This is a genomic window from Flavobacterium sp. MDT1-60, assembly GCF_014844035.1.
Lineage (GTDB): Bacteria > Bacteroidota > Bacteroidia > Flavobacteriales > Flavobacteriaceae > Flavobacterium.
Genome location: NZ_CP062159.1, coordinates 4,153,288 through 4,172,596 on the forward strand (window position 1 = coordinate 4,153,288; position 19,309 = coordinate 4,172,596).

Consider the following 19,309-nt stretch of genomic DNA (forward strand, 5'->3'; position numbering starts at 1 on the left):
GAGCTGGCACCTTTTTTGCCACAAAAACTTAAGGCGGTTATTAAAAATTTCACCAGTCTAAGTTTTGTGGAAGAATCGTGGCACATGGGTATTAACAAAAAAGGAATTCCAATAAAATAAAGGCATAAGGGATTTAAGTTCGAATCTGTATTAAAACCTGCTAAGCAAAAAAAATGTAACTGCCAAATGACAGGTGCATTTTATATCTTATTTGAAAAATTTAAGTACCTCTACATTTACTAAAATAGGTTTTTACCTTCTGCCATTTCTTAACGAACTTGTCATTCTCCTAAACTTTTTCAGTAAGGCCCATTATGTGAATAAAAATTTCGCTTCCTCCAGCCTTTGGCGTTATAAATCTAAAACCTTTTCTTCATTGAACAATTTTACTTTACCTACTTTGCATCTTATTAACTATTTACTGGCTGCAAATATTGCTGCTTTTATAGTTGAACAATGATAAAAAACGCGTAAGCTTTAAAAATAGGTATATCCCTTAAAAACCGGCAAAATTTTATTTATGCCGGTAACTACAAATTTAAGGACGTATTCCTGGAGGTCCCAAAATTATATCGCCAACCTCTTCCATAATTTGACCAGCCAGCTCCATATCATGCTGTTGTAAAGCTATATTTTCATCTTCAACTATTCCAATCGCTCTTATTAATTTTGCGAATCCTCCTGGGTGTGCTACTGCAAGGGCTCTGAAATTTTTTTCATTTGAACCATTAACTATACAATGTGGTATATTCGCCGGAATGTGAAAACTCTCTCCTACTTTCACATTCTGGACAAGTTTGGGAGTGTAAACAATGGCTTCTCCATCTAAAACATATAGTGTTTCTGAATACTTTGTATGTACATGAAGTGGCGATTGTGCTCCTGGTGGAAACATGCCTTCCACCAGATCAAAATCAGAATTATTAATTTCTACATCAGAAAGAATGTGTACCTTCGTGCCAAATAACCAAAAATGATTGTTCATATTTTATCTGTTTTTATTTATACAAATAACCGAAAGAGTATTACGGTTAAACTTAACAATTGGTAAGAAAAGCTGATAAAAAAAATAAAATTTTTCAAAATAAAGCCTACAATTACTGCAAAATCATCCTTATGTCTGCCTCACATGTCGAGTATCTTCAGCAATTTAAAATATTGAGCGCAGAAGAAAAGCAAATTTTACAGGAAAGTTTCCATGCTGTGCACTACAAGGCAGGAGAAGTACTGTGCCACCATGGGAAAGTCACTCAAAATTTATTTTTTATTGTTCAGGGTATATTAAAAATTACCGTTCCCAGCGACCAGGATCGCGATCACTCTTATTTCTTTATGGAGGAAAATCAATTCATGAGTTTTCTATATAGCTTGTATGATAATATTCCTGCCGAGCAGGGCTTAGAAGCTGCAAGCGACGTTATTGTTATGGAGATTAACCGAAAGAATTTATTTATTTTATTTGAAAAGCTTCCTTTTTTTAGATCGCTTCTAGACAAGATAGCACATTTAACTATGGTTGAAATGATCAATATCAAGAACAGCTATCTGGGTGTAAAATCAAGCGAAAGGTACTCGAAGCTGCTAACGCTGCAGCCTGGTTTGGTACTCCATGTTCCCCTTATTGATATTGCATCTTATCTAGGGATTACTGCCCAATCTTTGAGTCGTATCAGACGGTCAATTCGTTGAACCAACAGCAGTAATAAGTAGATAAATATTCATATTATAATAAACTCTCAGGAACTTAAAATAAGGATAGAATACATTTCTTTAACTTCTAATTAACGTAATACATTTCATTTTATGATATACTAACAAAGGAGGAAGCAAGGTTAAGTGACTAAAATATTCTAAAAAAATGATAGATTTATAAATTAAAGATCCTTTATGGAGTTTGAACGATAACTCGAAGCATAAGCGGTCAAGGCAACTGCTTCGATAATCTTCCTTATTTCCCTGTTGCGCGACCTCTTTTTGTTTCCATCCACTAATAATACATTTTGTATAATGGAAGCTTCGATACTTTTTTGAGAACTTCTAAAATAAATAAAAGCTTAATTTCATTTTAAAATGGTTCACTTCTAAATTATTAAAGCTTCAGATTTCTCCAAAGCTTTTTTTCTACAATGTCTAAGACTCATAAAACACCGCTAAGTTGTTTTGTCTTTTTACAACTTTTGGGTTAGTAAAAGGTTCATAGGTAAAAATGTCCATTCCATCTTGTTTAATTACTATTTTGAAAGGCTGGTTCATTTTCTGTGTTAAATGATAAATAGTCAGCATTTCGGCGAGGTCTTCAGACCATGAAGCCATACTATACAAAGAACAGAATGGTGTTTCCTGAAGTGCTTTGTAAACATCTGGTGCAGATGAAATTGGCAAAACCTCACCACTTCTAAAACGTGTAGTTTCCAGCAATGAATTAGTTGCATCTCCCAAAGGTTCTGTTGGTTTATGCCAAATACCAACTGTAAAAGGAGTTTGAGCTGGCCAAACCTGCTTTGTGTCATCCATTGGAGGGGTAGTATTTAAAACCATGTCTACAACATGAGTTGCTTCATGAAGTAAAACATATACAATGGCATCCATCTCACCAGCCTCAATAACAACCTGATAATTATTGTTTTCAGCTTTACTATAACAGGTATTTTCTTTCCAGGTAGCCCATTTTGAAATTGTTTCGTTTAAAATTTCAGCACGAAAAGTTATATTAAAGGTTTTTGCAGGACCTGGATTTACAATCAAAGATGTAAGTGCTGTATTTGGCATATTATCCATAAAACTGATGCTGTGCAAATGGTCTTTTAAAACTTTTTGATGCAAGGGTGGCAATATAGAGATTGCCTTGTTGATTTTCTCCTTTTCAGTTTTTGTCAGTTCATGATTAACTGGCTTCATTCCAGCATCTCTAAATTTCTTAAAAATATTTTCTGGAGCGGTTTGTGTTCTCTCGCTCAGCAGTATGGTTTGCAAACTTTCAGCACGCTGCGCCTGAAGCATTATTGTAACTAAAAAAAAACAAAGTCCTGTGTACGCAAATTTTTTATTTATCATTTTTTATTCTATTTATTGCAATTTTACTAATGCCTATACTTTTAAGTAATTCTGTTCATGAGAACATAAAAACAAGAAACGTAATAGTTTGAAAACTAGATTAGAATTGGCTGTTTCATTTTATTAATCATCTTTACAATTTTAGTTAGTACTCACTACAAACTACTACTTTGGTAAATCATAAAAGCCTTTGGAAAACTAAAGGCTTTTATAGCAAATCTCAACTTATTTTTTAACAATTTCTGAAAGTTCAATCATATTTCCCCATGGATCCTGAAAGAACGCAAGTTTGCGGCTGATAGCAGGTAAATAAAAGATATCTCCTACAATGGTTACACCTCGCTTTTTCAATTCTGCTACAGTTTTGTCAACACTTGTTACATCCATACAGATATGGTGAAACCCTGCTTTCTCTAGGCTTTTTCCTAAATCATTGTACACGATTGGTTCACTTAATTTACCTCCTGCTAGAATTTCAATCCAAAAATCATTGCTATTGGCTGGTGCTAAATAAGCCAGTTTTTCATCGGCGTAAGGCCATTCGTGTATAATACGGAAGTCTAATTTTTCAGTATACCATTTAATGGCAGCGTCGTAATCAGGTACTCTGATACCTACGTGGTTCCCGTTCAATTCAGCCAAAGGGCTTTTCGGGTTTAAGGCAGGCATTTTAAATCCTGTGTCATGTTTGTGTTGTGCATTTGATACTAAAGCAATTAAAAGACTTAATGCTATTACTGTGTTTTTGATAAAGTTTTTACTCACTAAGAATAAATTGTTTTTTGGGTGTTCGTGAATCTTCGATTTCATGATTTCTAATTTTAAAATTAATAATTGTTTGTTATTTGATACTCCAAAATTCCGAATAAAACCTTAGGTAGATTATACCGATTGCAAAGGGTTTATTATGAATTTCAAAGATGAATTATAAGTGGTTTATAAGGAAAGATTATGACAATGCTACAAGACTTACCAGATCAAGACAGACTTATTATTGAATTTCGCCAAAACCGCGTTTTGAAAAGTTGATTATTCTTTTTCATTTTTTGCTAATGCTTTCACCAATGCATCTGCTATAGCATGATCGGATGCAGGATTTTGGCCGGTTATCAGTTCTCTGTCTTGTATAATAAAAGATTTCCAGTTTTCTCCGTGTACTGTTTTTCCTCCTGCAAATTTTAAGGCGTCTGCCACATAGAATGGTAATTTTGCCTTACTGTCTTTAAGCGCATTATCCTCTTCCGAATTCGAAAATATTGCCATTTCATAGCCGGAATAAATCCAGTCTTTACCGAATTTTGAAATGGCAGATTTGTCATTTTCGACAAGCGCTTTACGGTAATTTACGGGGTCAGCAAGTGCTGCAGTCAGCGCAACTGGTCCGTGACATAAAAATGCCGTGGTAATGTTCTGCTCATGAACGTAGCGAAGGATTTTTCCAAAATCAGTACTTTGCATAAGATCAGTCATTGGTGCGCGGCCACCCGGTACAAACAAAGCACTGTATTTATTAAGATCTGAATTGGCCACTTCTGACAGCTTTTTAGGTTTGCTGAAAGCAGGATAAGTCTTTACAAAATCGAGTGCTTTTTTATAGGCGGTCTGATCGTTGCTGAAATAAACCGCATCGTTTGAGTTTTTGTCCATTGTTGGAACCACTCCATCCTGGGTAGCGAGTTCAAGAGTGTAACCTGCAGCTACCAATGCCTGTGCTGGAACTGCCAATTCATCTAAAAAGTAGCCTGTATGAATGGTTGAATTGTCATTCATTCTCAATATGTTTTGTGCTGAAAGTACAATCAATACGTACTTTTCATTTTCTGTTTTTTTTGTATTTTCCATAGTGTCTGTCTGATTAGAATTAGTTGAAGTTTCTGAATTTTTACAGCCCCATAAGAGAGATGCTGCCATTACTAATAGAGGTAGTTTCAAGTGCTTTGATCTAAATATCTTCATGATTATAATTTTTTAATGGTTATTAGAATTGTATATAGTGTCTTTACGAAAAGAATTTGATACGCGAACGATTTTTTTAATTTGATGCCGGCGGTTACATCAAAATATTATTTATCGGTTGTAATGGAAGAGGCACATCGGTTTCACCGATCATTTCACGTAAATCAATTTCTATAGTCCGGCTGATTGCGGTTATCGGAATATCGTTTGCCCCTCCTTCGAATGGATTCTCAGTACTTTCACCTACACCTTCCAAGATCAGGAATATCCAGCCTATAATCATGCTGAATGGTATCGTAAGCCATATACCATAAACCCCGAGGTTGTCGAATTCCTTGAGGATTCCGAATGGCGTCATTATAATAAAAAGGTGAATAAAAAAAAGGCTTATACTGGCAAATTGCCTTGGGTACGGAAAGTTTTTGATACGCTCGTTACGCCCCTGCTGATCATAAAATTCTTTTAACACAGCAACCATTTCGACGTATTTCAACGTCTCGATTTCGTTTTCGGAATTCAGCTGGCTAAGGTGCTCCGACTGCAGGCCTATTATCTGTGCAGCAGGATTGGCAGCATCAATGATTTTAGCGAGCTCATTTTTAGACAAAAGGGGTTTTATAATATCAACTAAATCTTCATCCCATTCTGACACCCGATACTTTTTTGCATATTCCCTGTATCTTGACTGAACACGGACATTTTCCCATTTTCTTGGCTGGCGTAACTGAAACCGCAATGCCGTCAGCCATGCAATATGTCTGTAGATGAGGATTCTCCTCAGGTTCTGCAGATCGGGATTCTTTTTGTCGATAAAATCCTTTGCCATAATACCCCAGGAACGGCTGCTGTTAACAATTGCCCCATAGATTTGTCTGGCTTCCCACGAACGTGCATAAGTGGCATTATTCCTGAAGCCTGCAATAAATACTGCTGCAGTTCCTATCAATGTTACGGGTGCCCAAGGAATGTACATCCATTGTAATCCACATAATTTATAGAGTAAAACCGGTACAGCCGATACTATAAATAAATAGTATATACCGCGTCGTGACCATATCAAAAATTCTGATAACGAATAACGTCTTCCTGCGTGCATGATTATAATTTTTTAGTGGTTGAATAGTTGATCTAATTAGTTTCCTGCAGGAATCCTTTTCATTATGTCCGCAAATTGAATTCCATCCAGAAATGCTTCAACACGAATAATTTTACCTTTTTCCATCTGCATAAACCAAGCATAAGACATATTGTAAGGCTGTCCATCTTTGGCAGTTGCTGTACCATCTATCAGTGCAATCACAATATCTTTCTCTGCATATAGTGCCCTCAGTGAAGGGACAATTTTTTTGGAAAGACGCTCATTAAGCGGATTGATGACTTCTTCCAAAAATTGTTGTTTGTCGTTATAGGTTTTGGAAAGTGGGGCACTTCCATTAATTGTCCAGACCATATCATCGGTAAGCAGGTCAAAGAAACTTCCTTCTCCTTTTGCCCAACGCTCAAAGCCGGCTTTAATGATCTTTTTGTTTTCAGCCTGCGTTTGTGCAGAGATGTTAAAACCCAGCAGGGCAATAAAAGCACATAATGTCATTTTTAAAGTTTTACTCACACTGGAGAAATTGTTTTTTTTGTGTTTGTGAATCTGCGATTTCATGATGTTTTTATTTTTAGTTGATTAATTAAGTGTGAAGCCCGATGCAAGGGTCATGTATTTAAATTGTTCTATTTCGGCCTGCATTTCGCTTATTTTTTTTGTTACCCGAGTGTATGCATCCTGTCCTAGCAGGAGGCGTAATGGCGGATTTTTCATCTCGCTTATTTCAGCGATAATTCGTGCTGCTCTTTCTGGATCTCCCGGTTGATTACCATTGTTGTTTTTAAGTGTGTTCCTAAATTTGCCCGCAGTGGCATCGTAGTCCGAAATGGTATTTTGCGATACGGCCAGCGAGCTATCTAAAAAATTGGTACGGAAGGCGCCAGGCTCAATAATAGTAACTTTGATTCCTAAGTCTTTTACCTCATGATAAAGTGCTTCTGAGAATCCTTCAACTGCATATTTAGCTGCATTGTATATTCCGAATCCTGGCGAACTTACTAATCCTGATGCAGAAGAAAGGTTAATAATATGACCGTTGCCTGCTTTGCGCATAATTGGCAAAACATATCGGGTTACCCTTATGGTAGCTTCAACATTAATAGCAAGAACATTGGCAATTTCTTTTTCACTTGCTTCTTCAATAGCTCCCGCAAATCCGTAACCGGCATTATTGATGAGCATATCGATTGTACCATATTTTTTGTGAACAGCTGTAATGGCTGTTTTGACAGCATTTTCATCTGTTAAATCAAGACTGATTACTTCCAGTTTTGGATTGCTGCGAACGCTTTGATCAAACTTGCCAGCATCTCTTGTAGTTACTATAACTGTCTGATCTCTTGATAATAGGTATCTCACTGCAGCAAAACCTATTCCTTGGGAAGCTCCTGTAATCAACCATACTTTTTTATTTTTCATGACTTAAAATTTTATATTGTTTTTGATTCTTATTTGCTGATGTCTGTTACGAAAAGTACCGAGCCCAAAACGGTTCCATTTACTAATTTCCCTACATTATCGACTAATTCAGCAGTTGTCTCAAGTTTATTGTGTGCTTCAAGATTTTGCTGAGTTTCCCAACGTTCGTACAGCACAAATAGATTATCATTTCCTTTTACGCTGTGAAAACTGAATTCAACGTTCCCTTGCTCCTGTCTAACAAGAGGCACAAATTTTTCAAAGAGCTCTATAATTTGCGGGCCATTTCCATGTTTTACTTCAAAAGGAACTATGAGCGTTGTTAAGGCTCTGTGTTCTTCTTTTTTTAGGGTTTCGTTAACAGGCCAAAGATCTGTGAGGTAGTTCATTTCTATAGGTGCCATTAAATCTGCTTTTTGAAGATCAAAAGCACCTTGAGTGTAGGGCTGTTCAAAGTGGTTTTCTAGCGCAGTTTGGTTTTTCCATCGCTCAAATAGGTAGAAAACATTTGGTTTTGCTGTGGCATCGTAAAGTTCCATTTTGTAATTACCTTCTTCGCTCCAGGCGCCATGCACATCTGCCAATAGCGCCTGTTTTGCTTTCTCATTACTTTCCGTTTTTACAAAAAGCTTCACGAATAAAGTAACTGTATCTGTATTTTGATTTTTTGTATTCATAATCTTTATATCTAAATTGTTATCGGTAAGGATATCGTTTATCCTATTTGATGATACAAAGTTCAGTATAAACCCAAGCTTGTTCTGTACGAATAACAAAGCCTATATTATGAATATCAAAGATTTTAAATAATTGAAGGTGTAATAAAAAAGCCCTCGTAAATCGAGGGCTTTGCATATATAATGGGATATGGATTTTTAGAAACTGCGTCTGAATTCGGCAGGTGTAAAACCAGTATTTTTCTTGAAGAACTGGCTGAAATTAGGCTGTTCTGCGAAACCAACACTAAAACTTATATCCTGAAGGCTCCAGTCTGTCTGTACCAGTAAGGCTTTGGCTTCATCAAGAATTCTGTTTCTAATATGTGTGCTTGCATTCTGACCTGTATGTTTTTTAAGAACTGCATTGAGATAATTAGGATGCATCTGCAGGTCATAAGCAAATTCCTTTGCGGTTTTGATACGGATTGGCTGATCGTAGTTGATACCTGAAGTTTCCTTTTCTAATAAATCGAAGAAATGGTGTATGTGTGAATAGTCTTCGGTAACTTCATCTGGTTTCGGAAATCGGGCTACCTTCATGCTTTCTACCATTAATAACTGAAGAAATGCCTGTAGGGAGTCTTCTCTAAAATCAACATTAGCTTTATCCAGCTCTTCTTCCTGCATCCGCTCAAAATACTGAGTAATTCGGGGAAGTTCTTCCTGACTTAAGCGAATTACACTTTTTGGTTTGTCTGTAAACAATGCGAATTTATCTATTATAGCTTTTAACTGTAAATGATGGTTGACAAACGATTTTTTGAAAAGTACATAATAGCCTCCAGATTCTCCTTCTTGAGAAATATTTTTCCAAGAAATGATATCATTTGGATGAATAAATAGCAAAGTAGGTTCTTCGACATAGTAGGTATTAAGCCCCATCGTAAACACCCCCTGCCCTTTTGTAATTAATAATATTTTGTAAAATTCCCTGCGGTTTGGAGAAAGGTAATTACGGCACTCGTGCTGTTCACGGTTAAATACCCTTATGGTCCAATCTTCAAAAAACTCACGAAAAACAGGAATCATATCCGGCAAATCACGAAGGGTATTAATCTCTTTACTATCAAGTGTTTCTCTTACCATTCTCATAATTATTAGTCTTGTAAAATTAATAAAAAAAGCACTAACCTTTAAAAAATTAGTACTTTAAATTCTGCCCTTTTGGGATTAAAGGCTTTTATAATGTGTGCTTTCGGCTGCGTGGTGTATTTCTACAATAGATCTGTCAAGATATAGCGCATAAAATAGTTTTGCCAGTTCTTCGGGAGAATGGGTCTTACTTGCCGGATCAATCAAACCATCCACGGTCAATAAGCCTACATGAATATTCTCTATCTTTAGACGACTGTGCAGCTGATAGGCCAGACTTCGTAATGCTGCTTTACCAATCGATAGTGAACCATAATCTGCACTTGGCGTTAAAGCAAGACCACCTCCAGTTAGAAGTAATGCTCCCTGCTTCTGTTTTAAATCAGGGTAGGTAATTTGTAAGGTATGTAAAGTATTTGCAACGTTTACCGTAAATTCCTTTGTTAAAGATTCGGAACTTTCTGCGAGGATATCCTGAGCTTTTACAACGGCGGCATTGTAGTGTACAACGTCGAAACCTCCTAAATACTCACCTAAAGTTTGTATTGCATTGGTAAGGTCTTCAGCACTTCCGGCATCACCTGCAGCAGTATAACTTTCAATTCCTTTTGCATCTAAATATTCTTTTAAGTTTTTTAACTTTTCGGGATTACGGCTGATCAGACCTACAGCAAATCCCTCATTACCGAATTGTTCGGCAACTGAAAGGCTCAAACCCGAGCCTGCACTAACTATTAATATTGATTTTTTTGTTGACATGATATTTAGTATTAGATTTTCTTAAACTATATTATTTTATTCGGGCATCCTATTATTGAGATGCCCTGCTGAAACCAGCATTATTATGAAAAGTGATCATTAAATGGTATTTTCCCAAGCTTTTAACTGGTGGTCTTTTAACATGTCTTCCACGAATTGCGGTACCACGTTTCTGAATTTACCGTTATCTGACGGTACAATTTCGATAATTGCATCGATCATTTCCTGTGGATCCAGTCTTCCTTCTGGTGTACCTAAAAGCGAATCGAAATTGGCTTTCATATCAGCACGTTTGGTAAAGTTTTTGTCGTCATCCAGCCAGCGGAAAGCATTTTCAGCCATCGTTTCGTTGTAACCAGTTAAGTAAGCTCCAGGATTAATGGTTTGGATTTTGATTCCGTAAGGATTCAATTCATCAGCCAATGCTTCTGCAACTGCTTCAAGAGCGTGTTTGGTTGAAACGTAGATTCCGTAACCAGATGGCGTGAATAATCCACCCATAGAAGAAGTAAAAACGATTTTACCTTTTTTGCCTTCTGTGATCCATTTAGAAGCAAAGCCTTGTGACAATTGCAGCGGAGCAAAAACATTTGTTTCATAATTAGCACGAACCAAATCAAGCGGAATTTCAAATACCGGACCGCTTTCCCCGATTCCTGCATTACTAAAGAATACATCGATGTCACGTTTTAAAGCGTTGGCCACGTCATATTTATCAAGGATGTTCAGTTTTACCACTTCTATGTTGTTTTCAAGTCCTGCTTCGGCAACTTTTTTGCGTAAGGCAGTAACTTCCGGCAGGATTTGTACTCCTGCAATAACTTTGTGTCCTAATTTAGCAAGACCAAATGCTGCTCCTTCTCCTAATCCGGAACCTGCTCCGGTGATCAAAATTGTTTTTGTTGTACTCATGATTTCTAAGTTTTATTTATTGTTAATATGATTTAATAGATGTTGATTTTCTATGAAGCAAAGTTGCAACGAAACCAAGAGGCAGGCTGTACGAATAACAAAGTCTCTATTATGAATATCAAAGATAGATTTCAACAAAAAATATTTTATTGAATTTTAAATATTTGCAAAATGCTATTTTTTCATTAAAATCATAAAACAACAAAAGCCCACAGTTTGTGGGCTTTTGTTAAAACGAGTAGATTATGCTACTATCAATTCAATGATTTTCTAAACTCGACGGGAGAGTTTTTTGTTTTTTGCTTGAAGAGTTTATTAAAAGACTGCGGATGCTCAAATCCCAGCTGATAGGCAATTTCTGCAACACTCAGGTCGCTGTTTGCCAGAATAGATTTTGCTTTTTCGATCAGTCGGGAATGAATGTGCTGCTGAGTAGTCTGCCCGGTAAGCAAGCGAAGCATGTCACTCAGGTAGCGAGGTGAAACCTTTACATGATCGGCTACATCTTGTACCGTTGGCAATCCTCCAATGAGTGATTTATCAGTATCAAAATAAGAAGATAGAAACGCTTCAACTTCAGACAGCATATCGTTGTGTATCGGTTTTCGAGTAATGAACTGCCTATTGTAAAATCGGTTACTGTAATTGAGCAGCAATTCGATTTGGGAAATAATTACATCCTGACTGAAATGGTCGATGTTATTATCGACTTCCAGGATGATATTCTCAAAAATTGAAAAAATAATCTGCTTTTCCTTATCAGAAAGATAGAGTGCTTCGGCAACTGAATAGGAGAAGAATCCATAATTGGCAATATTTTTTGCCAAAGGATAATTTCTAAGAAACTCAGGGTGAAAAATTAAAGTATAACCACTATAGTCTGCTTCCTGATCTGAAGAATAAACAATCTGATCGGGCGCAGTAAAGGACAGTCCGCCTTCTTCAAAATCATAATGTCCCTGACCGTATTTGATAGCTCCGGCAAAATGCTTTTTGAATGATATTTTATAGAACTTAAGAATAAATGCAGTATTAGGCTGTTCGGATATGTTAATATCTTTATAGTCTACAAGTGCAATCAAAGGATGTTTTGGCTTTGGAAGGCCTAACTGATCCATTGCATTTGAGATACTTGTATAGGTATAGGTTTTTAGCTTTTTCATAATTTCCGTTATTTTCTGTTCCAGGCTGGTTTTGCTTCCAGCGTTTTATGGTAAATTTCACAATTGGTACTGTGTGCGCCTGGAAGATACCCGATACTCATGAGAAATTCATTGACAATTTCACCACCGGTAAATTTGAATGTCTTTTTAAAAAGTTTCATCCATTCTGCTAATGACTTTGGATGATGGCTGTCCAGCCATTTTTCGAACGAGCCAAATTCCTGCTGCATTTTTAGTATGGTTTTTGCGTTCTCAATCGCGGCATTGATTTTTAGCCGATTCCTGATAATACCGGGATCGTTCAACAATCTTTCCCTATCGTTTTCCTTATATTCTGCGACTTTTTTAATGCTGAAATTATCATACGCTGCTCGGAAAGTATCCTGCTTTTTTAAGATGGTTTCCCAGCTCAGTCCAGCCTGGTTTATTTCGAGTATCAGCCTTGCAAATAATTCGTCGTCATTGTGTATCGGAAAGCCGTACTGGTTATCGTGATACGATTTATGAAGTTCTTTTCTCGGACCCGACATACTATTTAAATAACTGCAATATGACATTTTAAAGAAAATTGCTTAGTGAACGTTTTACAAATATAAGTATTCATTGTATTGTTTTGATGTAATTTAATTGCCCGGAAATTCAATGTTCAACAATCTTCCAACATGTTTTCTAAAATTTTCGCTTCCCATTTCGGTAAGCTGACCGGCTATCTTAACAGCATCCGCACCTGCCATGTATCTTAACTGATTTTTACCATCTGTAGCGGCTTCAAAAACAACATCAGCTATTACTTCCGGTTCGCTAAAATCAAGCAGCGTATTATTGTTGAAAAAGAGATCTATCAATTTTTCCTGTATCGGATCGTACTCCGGATGCGCAAATGCCTTTACACCATTTACAAAACTGGATTTTATGCCGCCTGGTGCTACTGTTTTAATCGTAATATTGAATGGCGCCAATTCGTAAGACAAGCTTTCGCTTAATCCTTCCAATGCCCATTTTGTCGCATTATAAACTGAAGCCAATGGACAGGATATTATGCCAAAAACCGATGTTGTAGTAATAAACATTCCCCTGCCTCTCTCTTTGAAATAAGGAGTAAAAGCCTTTACAACCTTAATTACTCCAGTAAGATTTGTGTTGATCTGGTCTTCGATTGCTTCGATGGGACTGGCTTCCAAAGAGCCACTCAAGCCATAGCCCGCATTATTAAATACAACATCAATACTTTCATTGGCAGTCAGCTCGCTAATAGTTGTATCAATCTGTTCTTTCTGAGTAACATCGAGCCGAATTAATTTTACATTTTCCAGCGCGTTTAACTCCGTTTCCTTTTCAGGATTACGCATCGTTGCAATTACCCTCCAGCCGCTGGCCTGAAATAATCTAGCGGTGGCTTTACCCAGACCAGCTGATGCACCCGTAATAAATATAGTCTTCATTTTCTTTTGAATTTAAATTTTACAAGTGCAAATTTCCTTTCATTAACCCAGATTTTAGTATCCAAAACCGTAAATGATGTAGTCAAAAAAACGATTGGTCTTAGCGCATAAAAAAAGCCGATGGTTAAATCGGCTTTTTTATAGTTCAGGTATGTTATTAGATGGTATTTTCCCAAGCTTTTAATTGGTGATCTTTTAACATGTCTTCTACAAACTGTGGCACCACGTTTCTGAATTTACCGTTATCTGACGGTACAATTTCGATAATTGCATCAATCATTTCCTGTGGATCCAGTCTTCCTTCTGGTGTACCTAAAAGCGAATCGAAATTGGCTTTCATATCAGCACGTTTGGTAAAGTTTTTGTCGTCATCCAGCCAGCGGAAAGCATTTTCAGCCATCGTTTCGTTGTAACCAGTTAAGTAAGCTCCAGGATTAATGGTTTGGATTTTGATTCCGTAAGGATTCAATTCATCAGCCAATGCTTCTGCAACTGCTTCAAGAGCGTGTTTGGTTGAAACGTAGATTCCATAACCAGATGGTGTGAATAATCCACCCATAGAAGAAGTAAAAACGATTTTACCTTTTTTGCCTTCTGTGATCCATTTAGAAGCAAAGCCTTGTGACAATTGCAGCGGAGCAAAAACATTTGTTTCATAATTAGCACGAACCAAATCAAGCGGAATTTCAAATACCGGACCGCTTTCCCCGATTCCTGCATTACTAAAGAATACATCGATGTCACGTTTTAAGGCATTGGCAACGTCGTATTTGTCAAGAATGTCCAGTTTTACCACTTCTATATTGTTTTCAAGTCCAGCTTCAGCAACTTTTTTGCGTAAGGCAGTAACTTCCGGCAGGATTTGTACTCCTGCAATAACTTTATGACCTAATTTAGCTAAACCAAATGCTGCTCCTTCTCCTAATCCGGAACCTGCTCCGGTAATCAAAATTGTTTTTGTTGTACTCATGATTTCTAAGTTTTAATGATTTTAATATGATTATTTATTATTAATTGTTGTTATACTAAGCTGCCTGCCGTTGCGATTTCAAAATCCTGATCTGGACTGCCTCCGGATACTCCGATGTAGGCTACGATATCATTTCCTGATTTTACTGGTACTCCGCCTTTAAAACCTACAAGACCTCCACTGGTGTTAACCATACCGTAAGTTTTGTTTTCAGGATTTAAGAATTCACCAACCGCTTCAGAATTCATACGGAACAGCATGGCTGTTTTTGCTTTTCCCATTGAGATATCTATCGAGCCAAGAAATGCATCATCCATTCTTACAAATGCTTTCAAGTGTCCTGCAGGATCTAAAATTGTAATGTTGGCATTTACACCAATTTCGTTTGCTTTGTCAATCGCTTGATATAGGGATTTGAAAGCTTGTTTTTGATTTGTTTCCATGATACTTATTTTTAAATTGTTACTGTGTGATTTAGTACTCGTTTTGTATGAAGCAAAGTTGCGACGAAACCAAGAGGTAGATTGTACGAATTACAAAGCCTTTATTATGAATATCAAAGATAGATGCAGAGCAATTATATAAATACCTAAAAAACAATACATTAAACTTAAATTAATTTAATACAGATAAGTTTTAAATTAAAAGTCCGCGAAAGAAACGCGGACTTTTTAAACATGGTGCAATAAATCACTAACCTATCTGTCTGTAAAGCACAGGAGTGTATTGGGTATGCTTTTTAAAATAAGTGCTAAAATGCTGGATTTCTGAAAAGCCAAGACGGTATGAAATTTCTTTTACGGGAATATTAGAATTTTTGAGCAAAGCTTTAGCTTCGGCGATTGTTTTTTCGGCTATCCAATTTCCCACAGATTTTCCTGTTTTACTTTTTATAACATTATTTAGATAATTGGGATGCAAATTTAGGATTTCTGCATACTCGGTTACCCTGTGTGCCTTTTCGTTACTGCCGTTGCCAAGGTCACGGTAATGCTGCTCAATAATAATCTTAAATTTGTTTACAATTTCTGAAGCACGGCAGCTTTCATATGAAGGTATAATATTGTCTGTTAGTAAATTATCTTTAATCTTGATTAGCAAGGCAACAAATAAATGAGCTATCAATTTATTGCGGTAAGGAGATGCTGAAAAAAAAGCCTTTTCTATCTGCATGTACAATTCTTCAAATTCTGAAAATTTTTCCGCAGGCACTACCTGAGGCAAAATACTCTCTGCCAAAAGAAAAGGAAATTCTTCAAATATCTGCGAATGCACATTTTCCTTTAAAAAGCACTCTGTAAAAGTAAGCAGATAAAGATCTCTGGTATCTTTAATACGGAATTTTTTAATATGCCCAGGTGTATTAAAAAATATGGTTTGGGGTGCTATGTCATATTGCTCATTATCGGATATGAATTTTCCCCTGGCATCCTTAACGAAGACAAATGAAAAGAAATTGCCCCGGTATACAGCCGATTCGTATGTCTTAGGATTATATAGGTTTCCCATATTGTATATGGTGAATTTCTGAGCAATGTCAATGTCGACAGCGATGCCCAAATGTTTATACAACTCCTGGATCCTGTCAAATATTAGTAAAGGTTCGATAACTGTTTTCATACTGATTGGTTTATAGCTTTAGCCCGTTAATAATGATATATTGTCCTGATATAAGGTCTGAAAGATCGGAGGCAAAAAACTCAGCAGCGTCTGCGATATGTATACTTCCAGTCGGAATTTCAAACAAATCGTTTTTCGTTACAATCGCATTTAAGGTTATACCACGCTGCTGTACAAATGATGCCTGTTTTTTCATTTGTTCGATGAAGTCCGGAAAATTTTGTAGATCAGTTTTCGGCACTATATAAATCACCCGTCCTTTATCAGCAATATGCTTAACCGCAAACTGAATTAACTGCATGAGAGATTCATCTTGTTCAGGATTCAATACTATTATGTCGGGTTTTCTTTTTTGCGGCAGAAAAAGCACTTCATAATTGGTTTGTTCTTTGAAATTTACTCTCACCTTATAAACGCCAGTACCCATGGCTTTAATATCACTTACTAATTTATCGATCCCATAATTTTCCTTCTCTGAATAATGCAGGACCATTTTTGCTCCGAGTGAGGCAAACCTTTCAGCGATAGCTTTACCTGTTTCATTTAATGAATAGGTTATAATAGCTGTTTTGTGTTGGAATTTGAACATGTGTCTTGATTTTATAATACAAATTTGCATATAAAAACAAGTTTGGTTGTTGCGAGAAACCTATGATGTATTGCAAAAATCGAATATTAGATTAAGAATATGCCTGACGGTATGCCAAAGGTGTTAATCCTGTGTGTTTTTTGAAGTAATTGCCGAAGTGTGCACTTTCTATAAAGCCTAACTTTATACTTATTTCTTTATTAGAAAGGCTGGTATGAAGCAAAAGGCTCTGTGCTTCAGTGATCATTTTTTCCGAAATCCAAACGCGTACTGATTTTCCGGTTTTGGTTTTTATAACCGTATTGAGGTAATTCTCATGAAGGCTTTGAATTTCTGCATAATCTGTTACACGAAATTGTATTTCAGTTTTACCTTCCACAAGATCCCTAAAATGGTTTTCTAGGCTGGCTTTGAAATTTTTAACTATTTGCGAACTTTTATTGCCTTCGTATATAGGATTATAATCTTTCCAGAAAGCTTCTTTTATTTTAAATAACAAAATCATCAAATAATTTCCGATAATCTTCTGCTTATATATCGAATTGGACTCAAAAGCTTTAAACAGCTGCAGACAGCTATCCTCAAAATGAGCAAACTCATCAGGCGCAAGTGTACGTGGGTTTACTGTTTCTGAAACCAAAAAAGGGAATTCCTGAAATACATCGCCATGAATGTTCTTCTTTAGGAAAGCTTCTGTAAAGGCTACCAGATAGACATCGTTCATATCAAACCACTCAAATGATCTGTAATGGCCTGGATTTGTAAAAAAAATAGTTCCAGGTTCCATTGCAAAAGTGATGTTGTCGGTTGTGTAATCTGCATGTGCATCTTTGACAAATAACATCGTGAAGTAATTTGGACGAAATACAATTGACTTAAATGGAAGCACTTTAAACAGATCTTTCAAATTGCTTAAGGAAAATCCATCACCGTCATGCAGCATGTGAGAAACAGGAAGGTTCATTGCTGCAAATGTCTCTGTAAGATCTTTGAAGATAGCTGGATTCTCTTTCATAGACTTTTCTATAGCAGATCTGCTTTTAGATGTATGATTTTATCTTTGTGAAAAGTAAAATCTAATGTACCGCCTATGCCTCTTTCCGAAAAATTTCCTGTAAAAAAGGCTTCTAAGTGAGCTGATCCCTTATCAACTATATCAATTTTAATAATTTTCGTTTGAGTATTATATCCAACGAAATAATCTTCGAAATATTTACGAATACCAGAATGACCCCTAAATTTCTCGCCAACTGATGGATCATCTATAACTGCGCTCTCATCATAATATTTTACATAAGCTTCAGTGTCGAAAGTATTGCTGGTAACTAGCCAACTTTGTAAAAAGGCATTAATATCCATTGTGATTTAATTAATTGTTTGCGGAATTAAGTTTGTATTATCTACAAAAATCAAGAAAATACTTTATTAGAATGTAGCCAAAATGTATTGGTTTGTAGCCAAAATTACGTTCCGTTATTTTAACACTAATTTCTAGTGAATAAGCTACTTTCAAAACGATCTCTATAAACTTATTTTCTAAAAGTTGATATTCATAATCATTGCTTTCCTTTTCATATAGAGTAACCTGAGTTTTTGAAGCAATTTTGTATCAGTAATAATTTATAAAATTTAAAATAATGAAAACTAAAAAAACATGGTTCATTACCGGAGCAGGAAGAGGCTTTGGATTGAATATTACAGAAGCTGTTCTAAAATCAGGTGATAATGTTGTAGCTACAGTACGAAAAAATCCGGAAGCCTTAGCTGATAGATTAGGCAACAACCCAAACCTTCATGTTGTTGTGCTTGACACCACCGATGAAATACAAGCTACCGAAGCAGCAGCGTCCGGAATTTCTAAATTTGGACAAATTGACGTATTAGTAAATAATGCTGGTTATGGGTTACTTTCAGCTGTAGAAGAGGCTACATCAAAAGAAGTATTTGATAATTTTAATGTTAACGTATTTGGTGTTCTTAATGTGACAAGAGCAATTCTTCCTTATATGCGCGAGAAACGTTCTGGTCATTTGATTAACATTTCCTCAATTGGTGGTTTGAGCGCGTACTTTGGGTGGGGTGTTTATGGTGCTTCTAAATTTGCAATAGAAGGAATTACGGAAGGACTTGCAATGGAACTTGCTCCTCTTGGAATTCATGCAACTGTTGTAGCACCTGGATTCTTCAGAACAGACTTTTTGGATCAATCTTCATTAACAAGAACAGAAAATGTGATTGAAGATTATAGTGAAACAGTTGGTGAAATGAGAAAATTTGCAACTACAGCTAATAAAAAGCAACCAGGAGATCCTGAAAAACTTGCAGCTGCTTTTATAAAATTAGCAGCTTCTGAAAATCCTCCTGTTCACCTTCCACTTGGAACCGATACACTTCAAAGGTTTAGAGAGAAAACCAAAAAATTTGAAGACGACATTACAAATTGGTATGATACTATAGTAAGTACAGATCATGACGATACTAAAGAATAATAAATAGCTAATGAATTAAAGACCAACTG

General features: G+C 36.2%; 22 protein-coding genes. 2 read left to right on the forward strand and 20 right to left on the reverse strand.

Annotated elements, in window-relative coordinates; all coding sequences use genetic code 11:
* Positions 1 to 538: 538 nt before the first annotated feature.
* Positions 539 to 985 (reverse strand): cupin domain-containing protein, encoded by a 447-nt coding sequence (locus IHE43_RS17405; protein ID WP_192185082.1) that lies wholly within the window; start codon positions 983 to 985, stop codon positions 539 to 541.
* A 131-nt stretch (positions 986 to 1,116) separates the two neighbouring features.
* Between IHE43_RS17405 and IHE43_RS17410 the strand changes: the two genes are divergently transcribed.
* Positions 1,117 to 1,689, forward strand: a complete 573-nt coding sequence (locus tag IHE43_RS17410; protein ID WP_192185083.1) for a Crp/Fnr family transcriptional regulator — start codon at positions 1,117 to 1,119, stop codon at positions 1,687 to 1,689.
* Between the two features lie 441 nt (positions 1,690 to 2,130).
* Here the strand turns inward: IHE43_RS17410 and IHE43_RS17415 are convergent, their stop codons facing one another.
* The 19 genes from IHE43_RS17415 to IHE43_RS17505 form a co-directional block, all read right to left on the reverse strand.
* Complete coding sequence (locus IHE43_RS17415; RefSeq protein ID WP_225585182.1) at positions 2,131 to 3,054, reverse strand: hypothetical protein; 924 nt, start codon at positions 3,052 to 3,054, stop codon at positions 2,131 to 2,133.
* A gap of 225 nt (positions 3,055 to 3,279) precedes the next feature.
* Positions 3,280 to 3,864: a VOC family protein gene (locus tag IHE43_RS17420; RefSeq protein WP_225585183.1), complete on the reverse strand. Its 585-nt coding sequence runs from the start codon at positions 3,862 to 3,864 to the stop codon at positions 3,280 to 3,282.
* 219 nt (positions 3,865 to 4,083) lie between these two features.
* On the reverse strand, positions 4,084 to 5,010 hold the full coding sequence (locus IHE43_RS17425; RefSeq protein WP_192185084.1) for a type 1 glutamine amidotransferase domain-containing protein: 927 nt from the start codon (positions 5,008 to 5,010) through the stop codon (positions 4,084 to 4,086).
* Positions 5,011 to 5,104: 94 nt separating this feature from the next.
* Positions 5,105 to 6,106 (reverse strand): bestrophin family protein, encoded by a 1,002-nt coding sequence (locus IHE43_RS17430; protein ID WP_192185085.1) that lies wholly within the window; start codon positions 6,104 to 6,106, stop codon positions 5,105 to 5,107.
* A gap of 36 nt (positions 6,107 to 6,142) precedes the next feature.
* On the reverse strand, positions 6,143 to 6,664 hold the full coding sequence (locus IHE43_RS17435; protein WP_225585184.1) for a nuclear transport factor 2 family protein: 522 nt from the start codon (positions 6,662 to 6,664) through the stop codon (positions 6,143 to 6,145).
* Positions 6,665 to 6,685: 21 nt separating this feature from the next.
* On the reverse strand, positions 6,686 to 7,525 hold the full coding sequence (locus tag IHE43_RS17440; protein ID WP_192185086.1) for an oxidoreductase: 840 nt from the start codon (positions 7,523 to 7,525) through the stop codon (positions 6,686 to 6,688).
* Between the two features lie 29 nt (positions 7,526 to 7,554).
* On the reverse strand, positions 7,555 to 8,202 hold the full coding sequence (locus IHE43_RS17445; RefSeq protein ID WP_192185087.1) for a putative quinol monooxygenase: 648 nt from the start codon (positions 8,200 to 8,202) through the stop codon (positions 7,555 to 7,557).
* A 198-nt stretch (positions 8,203 to 8,400) separates the two neighbouring features.
* On the reverse strand, positions 8,401 to 9,330 hold the full coding sequence (locus IHE43_RS17450) for a helix-turn-helix domain-containing protein (RefSeq protein WP_192185088.1): 930 nt from the start codon (positions 9,328 to 9,330) through the stop codon (positions 8,401 to 8,403).
* A gap of 84 nt (positions 9,331 to 9,414) precedes the next feature.
* A complete protein-coding gene (locus tag IHE43_RS17455) occupies positions 9,415 to 10,095 on the reverse strand; it encodes an SDR family NAD(P)-dependent oxidoreductase (RefSeq protein ID WP_225585186.1) in 681 nt (226 codons plus the stop codon).
* Between the two features lie 99 nt (positions 10,096 to 10,194).
* Complete coding sequence (locus IHE43_RS17460; protein WP_192185090.1) at positions 10,195 to 11,007, reverse strand: SDR family oxidoreductase; 813 nt, start codon at positions 11,005 to 11,007, stop codon at positions 10,195 to 10,197.
* A gap of 254 nt (positions 11,008 to 11,261) precedes the next feature.
* A complete protein-coding gene (locus IHE43_RS17465) occupies positions 11,262 to 12,170 on the reverse strand; it encodes an AraC family transcriptional regulator (protein ID WP_192185091.1) in 909 nt (302 codons plus the stop codon).
* 8 nt (positions 12,171 to 12,178) lie between these two features.
* On the reverse strand, positions 12,179 to 12,727 hold the full coding sequence (locus IHE43_RS17470) for a DNA-3-methyladenine glycosylase I (RefSeq protein ID WP_192185092.1): 549 nt from the start codon (positions 12,725 to 12,727) through the stop codon (positions 12,179 to 12,181).
* A gap of 66 nt (positions 12,728 to 12,793) precedes the next feature.
* Positions 12,794 to 13,612, reverse strand: a complete 819-nt coding sequence (locus IHE43_RS17475; protein ID WP_192185093.1) for an SDR family oxidoreductase — start codon at positions 13,610 to 13,612, stop codon at positions 12,794 to 12,796.
* A 157-nt stretch (positions 13,613 to 13,769) separates the two neighbouring features.
* Complete coding sequence (locus IHE43_RS17480; RefSeq protein ID WP_192185094.1) at positions 13,770 to 14,582, reverse strand: SDR family oxidoreductase; 813 nt, start codon at positions 14,580 to 14,582, stop codon at positions 13,770 to 13,772.
* A 50-nt stretch (positions 14,583 to 14,632) separates the two neighbouring features.
* Positions 14,633 to 15,025, reverse strand: coding sequence for a heme-binding protein (locus IHE43_RS17485; RefSeq protein ID WP_192185095.1), 393 nt, complete (start codon positions 15,023 to 15,025; stop codon positions 14,633 to 14,635).
* Positions 15,026 to 15,275: 250 nt separating this feature from the next.
* Positions 15,276 to 16,202: an AraC family transcriptional regulator gene (locus IHE43_RS17490; RefSeq protein WP_192185096.1), complete on the reverse strand. Its 927-nt coding sequence runs from the start codon at positions 16,200 to 16,202 to the stop codon at positions 15,276 to 15,278.
* Between the two features lie 10 nt (positions 16,203 to 16,212).
* A complete protein-coding gene (locus IHE43_RS17495; RefSeq protein WP_192185097.1) occupies positions 16,213 to 16,791 on the reverse strand; it encodes a hypothetical protein in 579 nt (192 codons plus the stop codon).
* Between the two features lie 91 nt (positions 16,792 to 16,882).
* The gene (locus tag IHE43_RS17500) at positions 16,883 to 17,806 is read right to left on the reverse strand and encodes an AraC family transcriptional regulator (RefSeq protein WP_192185098.1); all 924 of its coding nucleotides are present in this window, start codon (positions 17,804 to 17,806) and stop codon (positions 16,883 to 16,885) included.
* Between the two features lie 8 nt (positions 17,807 to 17,814).
* Positions 17,815 to 18,150, reverse strand: coding sequence for a nuclear transport factor 2 family protein (locus IHE43_RS17505; RefSeq protein ID WP_192185099.1), 336 nt, complete (start codon positions 18,148 to 18,150; stop codon positions 17,815 to 17,817).
* 278 nt (positions 18,151 to 18,428) lie between these two features.
* Between IHE43_RS17505 and IHE43_RS17510 the strand changes: the two genes are divergently transcribed.
* Positions 18,429 to 19,280, forward strand: a complete 852-nt coding sequence (locus IHE43_RS17510) for an oxidoreductase (RefSeq protein WP_192185100.1) — start codon at positions 18,429 to 18,431, stop codon at positions 19,278 to 19,280.
* Positions 19,281 to 19,309: the final 29 nt, after the last annotated feature.